Source organism: Arthrobacter sp. NPDC058130 (genome assembly GCF_042884475.1).
Taxonomy (GTDB): Bacteria; Actinomycetota; Actinomycetes; order Actinomycetales; family Micrococcaceae; genus Arthrobacter.
The window spans coordinates 333,448-345,119 of sequence record NZ_JBHVTV010000001.1 but is presented as its reverse complement, the minus strand read 5'-3'; the positions used below and the strand labels follow the sequence as shown (position 1 = coordinate 345,119).

At 69.0% G+C, this 11,672-nt stretch carries 10 protein-coding genes; 8 read left to right on the top strand and 2 right to left on the bottom strand.

What is annotated here, in order from left to right; translation table 11 throughout:
* Positions 1-246: 246 nt before the first annotated feature.
* Entirely contained in the window at positions 247-666 is a 420-nt protein-coding gene (locus ACFVTM_RS01620; RefSeq protein WP_390201579.1) for an FCD domain-containing protein, read from the bottom strand.
* 454 nt (positions 667-1,120) lie between these two features.
* On the opposite strand from ACFVTM_RS01620, the gene ACFVTM_RS01615 reads away from it, so the two are divergent.
* The 8 genes from ACFVTM_RS01615 to ACFVTM_RS01580 all read left to right on the top strand — a co-directional run bounded on the left by ACFVTM_RS01615 (position 1,121) and on the right by ACFVTM_RS01580 (position 10,744).
* Entirely contained in the window at positions 1,121-2,767 is a 1,647-nt protein-coding gene (locus tag ACFVTM_RS01615) for an ABC transporter substrate-binding protein (protein ID WP_390201578.1), read from the top strand.
* A 111-nt stretch (positions 2,768-2,878) separates the two neighbouring features.
* The gene (locus tag ACFVTM_RS01610) at positions 2,879-3,835 is read left to right on the top strand and encodes an ABC transporter permease (protein WP_390201577.1); all 957 of its coding nucleotides are present in this window, start codon (positions 2,879-2,881) and stop codon (positions 3,833-3,835) included.
* Between the two features lie 3 nt (positions 3,836-3,838).
* Complete coding sequence (locus ACFVTM_RS01605; protein WP_390201576.1) at positions 3,839-5,986, top strand: dipeptide/oligopeptide/nickel ABC transporter permease/ATP-binding protein; 2,148 nt, start codon at positions 3,839-3,841, stop codon at positions 5,984-5,986.
* A complete protein-coding gene (locus ACFVTM_RS01600; RefSeq protein WP_390201575.1) occupies positions 5,983-6,789 on the top strand; it encodes an ATP-binding cassette domain-containing protein in 807 nt (268 codons plus the stop codon). The genes ACFVTM_RS01605 and ACFVTM_RS01600 overlap by 4 nt, the downstream gene beginning before the upstream one ends.
* A 46-nt stretch (positions 6,790-6,835) precedes the next feature.
* The gene (locus ACFVTM_RS01595) at positions 6,836-7,765 is read left to right on the top strand and encodes a dihydrodipicolinate synthase family protein (protein ID WP_390201574.1); all 930 of its coding nucleotides are present in this window, start codon (positions 6,836-6,838) and stop codon (positions 7,763-7,765) included.
* 42 nt (positions 7,766-7,807) lie between these two features.
* Positions 7,808-8,755: an ROK family protein gene (locus tag ACFVTM_RS01590; RefSeq protein ID WP_390201573.1), complete on the top strand. Its 948-nt coding sequence runs from the start codon at positions 7,808-7,810 to the stop codon at positions 8,753-8,755.
* A 49-nt stretch (positions 8,756-8,804) separates the two neighbouring features.
* The gene (locus tag ACFVTM_RS01585; RefSeq protein ID WP_390201572.1) at positions 8,805-9,491 is read left to right on the top strand and encodes an N-acetylmannosamine-6-phosphate 2-epimerase; all 687 of its coding nucleotides are present in this window, start codon (positions 8,805-8,807) and stop codon (positions 9,489-9,491) included.
* Between the two features lie 11 nt (positions 9,492-9,502).
* Complete coding sequence (locus tag ACFVTM_RS01580; RefSeq protein ID WP_390201571.1) at positions 9,503-10,744, top strand: N-acetylglucosamine-6-phosphate deacetylase; 1,242 nt, start codon at positions 9,503-9,505, stop codon at positions 10,742-10,744.
* Positions 10,745-10,849: 105 nt separating this feature from the next.
* Here the strand turns inward: ACFVTM_RS01580 and ACFVTM_RS01575 are convergent, their stop codons facing one another.
* The gene (locus ACFVTM_RS01575; protein WP_390201570.1) at positions 10,850-11,632 is read right to left on the bottom strand and encodes a glucosamine-6-phosphate deaminase; all 783 of its coding nucleotides are present in this window, start codon (positions 11,630-11,632) and stop codon (positions 10,850-10,852) included.
* Positions 11,633-11,672 lie beyond the last annotated feature (40 nt).

The following is an 11,672-nucleotide window of genomic DNA, read 5'->3' as shown; positions in this document are numbered from 1 at the left end:
CACTTCGGGCCGGCGGGCGGCGGGCACGCCATGATGGCCGGGTGGGCCTACCTCATGGCCGGAGTCATGACTGCCGACGCGCTGCTGCTCGGCATGCTCCTGATGAACGTCAAGTGGCCGAAGCGCTGGAAGAAGAACGGCTAGCCCCGACGCGCATTCCGTTCAGCGACGCGGCAAATACCTGGCGCGGCCTGATTCGGGCATCGAGGGGTATTTTGCGCATCGCCGGGCACGAAGCGCGTCAGGTTAGCCCGCGGCCTGTGCGGCCAGCCGTGCCTTGATCCGCTCAGAGGCGTCCAGAAGTGATGCCGTATTGAGTGAAGCGGCTGCGTCGGCGTCATTGCCCCGGGCAGCCGTGATCAGGTCCTGCTGATACCGCCACAGTGAGTCATCCCCGGCATCATCCAGCCATGCCCGGGCACCGACGATCTTGTACGTCCGGCAGTGCTGCCAAAGTGTGCGAATCATTTGAACCAGAACCGGGTTTGCCGCAGCCTCGTGGAGGATCGCCAGCATGGCCTCATCATGGTCCAGCAGCGCAATGACGCGGCGTTCGGCAATGGCAGCGCGCATCAGCTCATACCCAGCCTGCATCTTGTCGCAGTCCTCAGCCGTGACCTGCTGGCTCCCCAGCCGCGCGGCCTCCGTCTCCAGCAGCCGGCGCACGTCGTAGACATGGATCAGTTCCTCCAGAGAGAGGCTTTTTGACGACGGCGCCCTTGTGCGGTTCGCGCTCGGCCAGCGTCCACGTATGCGGCCTCGGCCTGGGAGAGTATTTCGTCCTCTGCGGACGGCAGGACGGTCAGTGCATTCACGGCTCGGCTCCTTATCTGGATTCCAACGTTTCTGGGTTTCAACCGGAAGCCCGGTTCCATTTGGCTTCCCGCTATTGACCCTTAATCGCCGCGTCCAGTGACCGCGCGGAGTTTCCCCACGTTTGCCGCCACTTCGCCGGGACGCACCGCCGTTCTGGGCGGACTCGCCGCCGGAACCCGGCAAAGGTGGGAAAATCCGGCCGCGGCCTCCGCCCGCTTGACGAGCCCGTGTGATGGCCCTTACAGTTCTTCTAAGCATCGGACGTCCTACATCCGATAAATAGACTCGAATGGTGAGGCAAATCATGAGCAGGACACTAAAGAACTTGCCGCTGGTGAATGACGCCAGCCGCCGGAGCTTCCTCAAGCTGTCAGGCGCGCTGGGCGTGGCCGCGGCTTTCACCACGTCCCTTGCCGCGTGCGGCGGGCCCGCGAGCACCACCACGGGAGCGGCTGCCGCCAACACCGCGCCGATCAACAAGGACCTAATCATCGAAGCGGGCATTTCCTACGCCCTGTCCACCGGCTTCGACCCGCTCTCCAGCTCCGGGGCGACTCCGCTGGCAGCCAACCTGCACGTCTACGAGGGCCTCGTGGAACTGCACCCCGCCACCCGCGAGCCGTACAACGCCCTCGCCGCGGCCGACCCCAAGATGGTCGACGCCACCACCTACCAGGTGACGCTCCGGGACGCCGCCAAGTTCCACAACGGCTCCCCGGTCACCCCCGAGGACGTCGTTTTCTCCTTCACCCGCGTCCTGGACCCGGCCAACAAGTCGCTGTTCTCGCAGTTCATCCCGTTCATCAAGGACATCAAGGCCGTCGATGCCAAGACCGTCGAGTTCTCGCTGAAATACGCCTTCCCCGCCTTCCCCTCGCGCATCTCCGTGGTCAAGATCGTGCCCAAGGCCCTGGCCAACTTCCCGCTCGGCTCCGACCAGCTCAAGGCCTTCGACGCCAAGCCCGTCGGCACCGGCCCCTACAAACTGGTCTCCGCCGTCAAGGACGACAAGATCGTGTTCGAGGCCAACGCCGACTACAACGGACCGATGCCCGCCCTCGCCAAGGGCATGACCTGGCTGCTGCTCTCCGACGCCGCCGCCCGCGTCACCGCGATGCAGTCCGGCCGCGTGCAGGCCATCGAGGACGTCCCCTACCTGGACATCGAGGGCCTGAAGTCGAAGGCCACCGTGGAGTCCGTCCAGTCCTTCGGGATGCTGTTCCTGATGTTCAACTGCGCCAAGGCCCCGTTCGACAACAAGCTGGTCCGCCAGGCCCTGCACTATGGCCTGGACAAGGACTCCATCATCAAGAAGGCGCTGTTCGGCAACGCCAAGGCCTCCAGCTCCTACTTCCAGGAGGGGCACCCGGACTACGTCAAGGCCAAGAACGTCTACGGCTACGACCCCGCCAAGGCCCAGGCCCTGCTGAAGCAGGCCGGCGTCACCAACCTGGAATTCGAACTCCTGACCACGGACACCGCGTGGGTCAAGGATGTGGCCCCGCTGATGCTGGAATCCTGGAACAAGATCCCCGGCGTCAAGGTCACCCTGAAGAACCTGCAGTCCGGCGCGCTGTACACGGACCGGGTGGGCAAGGCCGACTTCTCCGTCGTCGCCGCCCCGGGCGATCCCTCCGTCTTCGGCAACGACGCCGACCTCCTGCTGAGCTGGTTCTACGCCGGCGACACCTGGATGAAGGGCCGCGCCTACTGGGCGTCCACGCCGGAACGGGCCACGCTGGTGGACCTCATGGCGAAGGCCGGCCAGTCCGCCCCGGCAGAGGCGAAGAACCTCACCGGCGACATTGTGGATCTGGTGTCCGAAGAGCTCCCGCTGTACCCGATTTTCCACCGCCAGCTGCCCAGCGCCTGGGACGCCAAGAAGCTCAGCGGCTTCAAGCCCCTGCCCACGACGGGCGTCGGCTTCGTCGGCGTCGGCCGCACTGCCTGATTCATTGTCAACCGCCGACCCGGGCGGGCCCCCTTCCCGCCCGGACCGGCCTGCACTGCCACCCGTGCCGGCTGAGGCCGGGACACCCTTCCACGAATTCCGGAGACAACTTTGGTCACAATATTGCGCCTGCTGGGCCGCAGGCTGGCGGCGCTGCCCCTGATGATCCTGGGCATTACCCTGCTGGTGTTCCTCGTCCTGCAGGCCGCCCCCGGTGACCAGGCGAGCAGCGCCCTCGGCGACGGAGCCAGCGAGGAAGCCAAGGAACAATACCGCCAGAGCAACGGGCTCAACGATCCGCTGGTCCTGCAATATTTCCGGTTCCTCGGCAAGCTGCTCCAGTTTGACCTTGGGGTCACCACGCCGCCCGCGAAGTCCGTGGCCGACATGATCGCCGCGGCCTTCCCGCTGACCCTTCAGCTCACGTTCCTGGGCGTGCTGATCGCCGTCGCGGTCTCGCTCCCCTTCGGCATCGCCGGCGCCCTGTACCGGGACAAGTGGCCGGACCAGCTGGTCCGGGTCTTCTCGATCGCCGCGGTGGCGACGCCGTCGTTCTGGCTTGGCATCCTGCTCATCCAGTGGTTCGCGCTCGGCGCGGACCCGCTCTTCCCATCCGGCGGCATCGCGACGCCGGAATCGGGCTTCGGCGGCTGGCTGAACTCGATGGCGCTCCCGGCCCTGGCCCTTGGCATCCCGGTCTCGGCCTCGCTGATCCGGGTGGTCCGCACCTCGATGGTCGAGGAACTGGACCGGGACTACGTCCGCACCGCGATCGGCAATGGCGTCCCCTACCGGGAGGTCGTGTCCCGCAACGTGCTCCGCAACGCCCTGGTCACCCCGGTGACCGTGCTGGGACTGCGGATCGGCTACCTGCTGGGCGGCGCCGTCGTGATCGAAATGATCTTCGCCCTGCCCGGCATGGGCCAGCTGATCCTCAACGGCATCACCAACCTCGACGTCAACCTCGTGCAGGGCGTGGTCCTGACCATCTCCGTCACCTTCGTGCTCGTGAACATCGCCGTCGACCTTCTGTACCTGCTCATCAACCCCCGAATCAGGACGGTCTGACCCATGCGCAGCAAACTCGCTGAACGCCTCAGCGCCCCGGGAGTCCGGTTCAAGGCCCTCCCCTGGAGCTCCCGGCTCGCCCTCCTCTTCCTGGCGGCCATCACCCTCGCCGCCGTCTTCGCGCCCGCAATCGCCCCGCATGACCCGCTGGAGTCCTTCATTCCGGCGACACCTCCCGGCGGCGAGAACCCCTTCGGCACCGACCGGCTGGGCCGCGACATCTTCTCGCGCCTGCTCTACGGCGCCCAGTCCTCCCTGATGATCGGCCTGGGCGCGGTGGCGCTGGCCGTCATTGCCGGCGCCCTGCTCGGTTCCCTCGCCGCGACCTCCGGCAAGGGTGTCAACGAGGTCATCATGCGCCTTATGGACATCCTCATGGCCTTTCCTGGCATCGCGCTGGCCGCTGTGCTGCTGGCAGTCTTCGGCAACACCGTGCCCACCATCATCGTGGCCATCGCGGTCATTTACACGCCCCAGCTGGCGCGGGTGGTGCGCGCCAACGTCCTGTCCCAGTACGGCGAAGACTATGTCCGGGCCGCCCGGGTGATCGGCGCCGGCCGCTCCTACATCCTGCTCAAGCACATTGTCCGCAACACCGCGGCCCCGGTCCTGGTGTTCGGCACGGTGATGGTCGCAGACGCGATCATCCTGGAGGCCTCGCTCTCCTTCCTCGGCGCCGGCGTCCAGGACCCCGCACCGTCGTGGGGCAACGTGATCTCCTACGGCCGCAACCTCGTCCTCTCCGGCGGCTGGTGGGCCACCACCTTCGCCGGCCTGACCATCCTGCTCACGGTGCTCGCGCTGAACATCCTGGCCGAGGGACTCACCGATGCCATGGTCAACCCGAAACTCCGCAAGGCCCCGGTAGTGAAGGACGACGACGGCACCTCCGCCGGCACCTCCGTCGCCATCGACGCCGAAATCGGCACGTCCGTGGCGCAGGGTTCAGTGCTGGAGCAGCACGAACTCGACGGCGTCCGCGCCGCCGCGGGCGACGCTGTTCCGGAAGCCGGATTCCCCCAGGCCGGTCTCCCCCAGGCGGGCCACCGTCAGGACGGGGTCGCCGGCACCGCCGGCCCCCACGCCCTGCTGGACGGCCATCTGAACGAGCAGCTGAAGCTGCTGACCGCCGTCGAGGTCGGCCGCACGGACCGCCTCCCCCAGGTCCCGGACACCGCCCGCACGGTCCTCGAGGTCAAGAACCTGTCCATCCGCTTCCCCGGCCGCTTCGGCGACACCGCAATCGTGGACAACGTCTCCTTCAGCGTCCGCGAAGGCGAAACCATGGGCCTGGTGGGCGAATCCGGCTGCGGCAAGTCCATCACGTCGCTGGCCATCATGGGCCTGCTGCCCAAGACCGCCGTCATCTCCGGCTCCATCACCTTCGACGGCAAGGAACTGCTGGACGCCTCCACCGGCAACAGCAGCGCCAAGGCCTACGAGGGGCTGCGGGGCCAGCAGATCGCCATGGTGTACCAGGACGCGCTGAGCTCCCTCAACCCGTCCATGAAGATCAAGGACCAGCTGCAGCAGCTGACCCGCCGCGGCGGCCGCAAGACCCCTGCCGAGCTCCTGGAACTGGTCAAGCTGGATCCCGTCCGCACGCTGGCCAGCTACCCGCATGAGCTCTCCGGCGGCCAGCGCCAGCGCGTCCTGATCGCCATGGCGCTCTCCCGTTCGCCCCGGATCGTCGTCGCGGACGAGCCCACCACCGCGCTGGATGTGACCGTCCAGCACCAGGTGGTGGAACTGCTCAACGAACTGCGCGAACAGCTGGGCTTCGCCATGGTCTTCGTCAGCCACGACCTGGCCTTGGTGGCCTCGCTCGCGCACCGCATCACCGTGATGTACGCCGGGCAGGTGGTCGAATCCGCGCAGGCGTCCGCTCTGCTGCAGAACCGGCAGCACGAATACACCCGCGGCCTGCTCGGCGCCGTCCTCTCCATCGAGGCCGACGCCGACCGGCTGCACCAGATCCCCGGCACTGTGCCCTCGCCCCGGGATTTCGCCGCCGGCGACAGGTTCGCGGCCCGTTCGCTGCGGCCCGACGCCGACCCGGAGCAGCGGCTCGTCCTGACCACCGTGAAATCCGCCGGTGCCGGAGACAGCGACCACTACTGGGCTAGCCACCTCAAGGAGGACGCCAAATGAGCACTTCAACCGGCAAGCCCGTGATTGAACTGAAGAACGTCAAGGTCCACCACCGGGCCCGCACCGGCGGCCTGTTCCGCCCCACCTTCGTCAAGGCCGTCAACGGGGTGGACTTCACCATCAGCCGCGGCGAGACCGTGGGAATCGTGGGCGAATCCGGCTGCGGCAAGTCCACCCTGGCCTCCGTGCTGGTGGGCCTGCAGGCCCCCACCTCGGGGGAGGTCCTGTTCCACGGCAAGCCCGCCGGCAGGCGCAACGCCGCCCTGCGCAAAGAATTCGGCCGCACCGTCTCGGTGGTCTTCCAGGACCCGTCCACCGCGCTGAACCCCCGCATGACCATCCAGGACATCCTCACCGATCCGCTCCAGATCCACGGGATCGGCACCGCGGCCACCCGTGCAGCGAAAGTCAAGGACCTCCTGGCCCTCGTCGGGCTGCCGTACTCCGCCGCCGAGGTCACGCCCTCGCAGGTTTCCGGCGGCCAGCGCCAGCGGGTTGCCATCGCCCGGGCACTGGCCCTGGACCCGGACATCATCGTGGCGGACGAGCCGACCTCGGCGCTGGACGTCTCGGTGCGGGCGCAGGTACTGAACCTGCTCTCGGACCTGAAGACCCAGCTGAACCTCGGCATGGTCTTCATCTCGCACGATATCCAGACCGTCCGCTATGTCTCGGACCGGATCTGCGTCATGTACTTCGGCGAAATCGTCGAAGAGGGACCCGCCGGGCAGGTCTTCGACCACCCGGCCAACGACTACACGAAGAAACTGCTCGGCGCCGCCCCCAGCCTGCTGCACCCCTGATTTCCCGCACTTTTCCCCATTCACCAAACCATCATTGGAGTTACCTGTGCCTACCCAATTCCAGGGCGTCATTCCCCCGGTCGTCACCCCCCGCCACGCCGACGGCAGCGTCGACACCGATTCGCTGAAGAACCTCACGCGGCACCTCCTCGACGGCGGCGTGTCCGGGCTCTTCGTCCTGGGATCCTCCGGCGAGGTACCGTACCTGAGCAACGCAGAGCGCGAACTCGTCGTCAGCACCATCGCCGCCGAGAATGCCGCTGCCGGCGCAGCGGGCGTGCCGCTGATTGTCGGGGCGAACGAGCAGACCACCAACCGTGTCATCGAAGAAGCCCGGAAGGTGATCGACCTCGGCGCCGACGCGATCGTGGTGACCTCGATGTACTACGCAATCGGCAACGCAGAGGAAACGGAAACCCACTTCCGCGCCATCCACGACGCCGTCAGCGCGCCGATCTTCGCCTACGATGTCCCGGTCCGCACCCACTTCAAGCTGCCCACGGACCTGCTGGTCCGGCTCGGCCGGGACGGCGTGATCGCCGGCGTCAAGGACTCCTCAGGCGACGACGTCGGCTTCCGCCAGCTGCTGCTGGCGGCCCGCGACATCCCGAACTTCGACATCTTCACCGGCCACGAGGTCGTGGTCGACGGCGCCCTGCTCGGCGGGGCGCAGGGCGTCGTCCCGGGCCTGGGCAACGTTGATCCCCGCGGCTACCGGAACCTCATGGACGCCGCAGCCGCCGGCGACTGGGCCAAGGCCGCCGCCGAACAGGACCGCATCGCCGACCTCTTCGAGATCGTTTACACGCCCAACGGCCGGGTCTCCGGCGGCGCGGCCGGCCTCGGCGCTTTCAAGACCGCCCTTCAGCTCATGGGCATCATCGAATCCAACACCATGAGTGCACCCATGCCGGCCCTGAACGAGGACGAGACCACCGCCATCAAGGTCATCCTCGAACGCAACGGCCTGATCTAGGCTCCGGCCACCACACCCGCAGATACCCGATTGAGGAGGAACATGGCGCACGCGATTGGGGTCGACCTTGGCGGCACCAAGACGGCGGCCGGAGTGGTCTCAGAGGATGGCGAACTGCTGTTCTCGCAGACCGCTCCGACGCCCAGCCGTGCCGGCGGTGAGGCCGTCCTGGACGCCACCGCGGCCCTGGTTGCCGGCCTCCGGGTCCGGGCGCAGGCGGAGGGCCTCTCCATCGCAGGCGTCGGCGTGGGCTCGGCCGGAGTGATCGACGCCGGCCGGGGCGTCGTGGTGTCCGCGACGGACGCCATCCACGGCTGGGCCGGGACCGCGCTGACCGACGGCCTCGCCGGACGCCTGGGCCTTCCGCCAGAAGCGGTCAGCGCCGTTAACGACGTTCACGCCCATGCGCTAGGCGAGTCCTGGCGCGGGGCAGCGGCCGGGACGGCGAGCTCGTTGCTGATCGCCTTCGGCACCGGTGTGGGCGGAAGCTTCGTGCTGGCCGGCCGGCCCGTCCTGGGCCACCGGTACGTGGGCGGCCACGTCGGCCACACCGCCTCCCCCTACGCCTACGCGGACGGCAAGGACGGCAAGGCGCTGCCCTGTTCCTGCGGGGGCTCGGGCCATGTAGAAGCCGCGGCCTCCGGCCCGGCCATCCATGCGGCGTTCCTCCGCCTGGGCGGATCCCGTGCCGTCCCGGACACCCGCGCGGTATTCACTCTGGCCCGCGACGGTGATCCCGCGGCCAACCGCGCCGTCCACACCGCCGCCGAGGCCGCCGGGCAGGCGGCCGGGGGCCTGGTCAACGTCCTGGACCCCGAGGTCCTTGTGGTGTCCGGGGGCCTGGCCGACGCCGGCGAGCTCTGGTGGAAACCCATGAAGGCCGCCCTGCGCCGGGAGCTGCTGGACCCGTTGGTCCGCGTGCCGGTCCTGCGGGCCTCCCTGGCGAACTCCGCAGCCATCGTCGGGGCCGGAAGGCTAGTCTTCAACTGACCGCTTCTGTCCGCGAACACCGGACCACAGAGAAACAGAAACAGGCACCATGCTCCTGACCCCCGAGGGCCTCGAATCCCTCCGCTCCCAGCTCATCGTTTCCTGCCAGGCCTACCCGGGCGAGCCGATGCGGGATCCCCGCACCACCTCACAGGTCGCGGCTTCGGCCGTCATCGGGGGCTCCGCGGCTGTCCGGGTCCAGGGGCTGGCGGATATCCAGCACACCCGCGCCGCCGTCGAGGTCCCGGTCATCGGGCTCTGGAAGGACGGCCACGACGGCGTCTTCATCACCCCGACGCTGCGCCACGCCCTCGCCGTGGCCAACGCCGGGGCGCACGTGGTGGCCGTTGACGGCACCCGGCGCCAGCGCCCGGACGGCCTGAGCCTGGCCGCGACGGTGGCCGGCATCCGCGCCGGCTCCCATGCCCTGGTGATGGCCGACTGCGGATCCATTGAGGACGCCGCGGCCGCGGTCGAGGCCGGGGCGGACCTGATCGGCACCACGCTGGCCGGCTACACCGGTGAACGCGCCAAGACCCGCGGCCCCGACCTGGCCCTCCTGGAACAGATCGCCGCCGCCGGCCTCGGCAAGCCGCTCATCGCCGAGGGCCGCATCCACACCCCGGACCAGGCCCGCCAGGCGCTCGACGCCGGCGCGTTCGCCGTCGTCGTCGGCACCGCCATCACCCACCCGGCCACCATCAGCGGCTGGTTCGCCGCCGCGCTGCACCCCTGAGGACTGTCCCCATGCCGGAATCCCGCGAAACCGCCGCCCCCGCCTACGTCCTGCGCGGCACGCTCGTCACGGACGGAGCCTCCACTGCCGACTCCGTGGTGGCGGTGAAGGGCGGCCGGATCGCCTACGCGGGACCCTACAGCGGCTTTGACGCCGCGCAATTCCCGGGCGCGGAGGAGCTCCCCCTGCCGGACGGGAGCTCGGTGCTTCCTGGACTTGTTGACCTGCACTGTCATGGCGCCGCGGGCGGCGGGTTCCCGACGGGCGATGACCGGGCCTGCCGGGAGGCTGTGGACTTCCTGCACCGCAACGGGACCACCAGCCTGCTCGCCAGCCTGGTCACGGCCTCCGGCGCGGAGCTTCTGCGGTCGCTCGGCGTCCTCAAGACCCTGGCGGCCGAGGGGCTGATCGCCGGCATCCATTCCGAGGGGCCGTTCCTCTCCCACGCCCGGTGCGGCGCCCAGAATCCCCTGTGGCTCCGGGACCCCGATCCTGAGCTGCTCGGGCAACTGCTGGCCGCAGCAGGCGGCGCACTGCGAACCATGACCTACGCCCCCGAACTGCCGGGCGCCAGTGAATTGCTCCGGATCCTCACCGACCACGGCGTCACCCCCTCGCTGGGCCATACCGATGCCGACGCCCGGCTGACGGCTGACTCGCTGGCGGAGGCCGCGGACCTCATCGGCACCGCCGGAGCCGGCGGGGGCTTCGGGCCGCATGCCCGGCCCACGGTGACCCATCTGTTCAACGGGATGCCGCCCCTGCACCACCGCAGTCCCGGACCGGTCGCCGCTTGCCTGCGGCTGGCAGCCGCCGGCACCGTGGTGGTCGAGCTGATCGGCGACGGCGTCCACCTGGACCCGGAGACGGTCCGGATGGCCTTTGAACTGGTGGGATCCGAGGGCATCGCGCTGGTGACGGACTCCATGGCGGCCACCGGGCTGCCCGACGGCGACTACGAACTCGGCCCCTCGGAGGTGGTGGTGCACGACGGCGTGGCCACGCTGAAGAGCAACGGCACCCTCGCCGGGGGCACGGCAACCCTGCTGGACGTTGTCCGCACCACGATCGCGGCCGGGGTGAGTCCTGCCGATGCCGTCCTGGCCGCGACCCTGGTCCCTGCCCGGGTCCTGGGCCTGGAAACCGAGATCGGCGGCCTCCGGGCCGGAATGCGCGCCGACATCATCGCGGTTGGCCCGGGCTTCGAACTGGTGACCGTCCTGCGCGGCGGGCAGGTCCTGGCAGCCGCCTGAGCCCCGCACGAGCGGCGGACCCAGTCACAACGGCGCCGGCCGGGAACAGGAACCCGGGGCTGGGCACCGGCGCCGCCCGCCAGGGCGGCCCCAGCGGCACCCGGTTCAGCCGGCGGTTGCTCCTGCACGCACTTTGACGGCTCCGGTCCCGTGGACGGATCCTGCCGGGAGGTCCGCGAGCCGGGCGGCCGCGGCCTCGTCCGCGACCACCGTCACGTGCGGGTGCAGCTGCAGCACCGAGGCCGGGCATTCGGGCGACACGGGACCGGCCAGCGCCTCGCGGAGGATTTCCGCCTTGTCCGCCCCGTTGACCACCAGCAGCAGTTGCCGCGCTTCAAGGATGGTTCCCAGACCCTGGGTGATGCAGCGCTCGGGGACGTCGTCGGGGCTGTCGAAATAGCGCGAATTCGCCTGCCGGGTGCGCTCGGTCAGCTCCTCAACCCGGGTGCGGGAATCCAGCGGTGAGCCGGGTTCGTTGAAGGCCAGGTGCCCGTTGTGTCCGATCCCGAGGATTTGCACGTCGATCCCGCCGGCCCGGGCAATCGCCTGGTCGTAGTCCCGCGCCGCCGCTGCGGGATTCTCCGCGCCGCCGTCGGGAATGAAGACGTTGGCCGGGTCAAGGTGCAGCCGTTCTGTCACTTCCCGGCGCACTACCTCCGCGTAGCTCTGCGGGTGGCCTGCCGGCAGCCCGACGTACTCATCCAGGGCGAATCCGCGGATACCGGACATGTCCAGCCGGTGGCCGGCGAGGGCCTCGTACACCGGCAGCGGTGAGCCGCCCGTGGCCAGGCCGAGGACGGCGTCGGGCCTGCTGCGGACGACGGCGGCCAGGATGCCGGCGGCGACGGCCCCGGTTCCTTCGGCGTTGGGTACTACGAAAATTTCCATCACGGGAGGCGCTTTCTGTGGGTCAGGCTTGGTGCGTGGC

Coding starts and splice junctions, on each gene's coding strand:
- ACFVTM_RS01615 (WP_390201578.1), top strand. CDS start 1,121: ATGAGCAGGACACTAAAGAACTTGCCGCTGGTGAATGACGCCAGCCGC.
- ACFVTM_RS01605 (WP_390201576.1), top strand. CDS start 3,839: ATGCGCAGCAAACTCGCTGAACGCCTCAGCGCCCCGGGAGTCCGGTTC.
- ACFVTM_RS01600 (WP_390201575.1), top strand. CDS start 5,983: ATGAGCACTTCAACCGGCAAGCCCGTGATTGAACTGAAGAACGTCAAG.
- ACFVTM_RS01590 (WP_390201573.1), top strand. CDS start 7,808: ATGGCGCACGCGATTGGGGTCGACCTTGGCGGCACCAAGACGGCGGCC.
- ACFVTM_RS01585 (WP_390201572.1), top strand. CDS start 8,805: ATGCTCCTGACCCCCGAGGGCCTCGAATCCCTCCGCTCCCAGCTCATC.
- ACFVTM_RS01580 (WP_390201571.1), top strand. CDS start 9,503: ATGCCGGAATCCCGCGAAACCGCCGCCCCCGCCTACGTCCTGCGCGGC.
- ACFVTM_RS01575 (WP_390201570.1), bottom strand. CDS start 11,632: ATGGAAATTTTCGTAGTACCCAACGCCGAAGGAACCGGGGCCGTCGCC.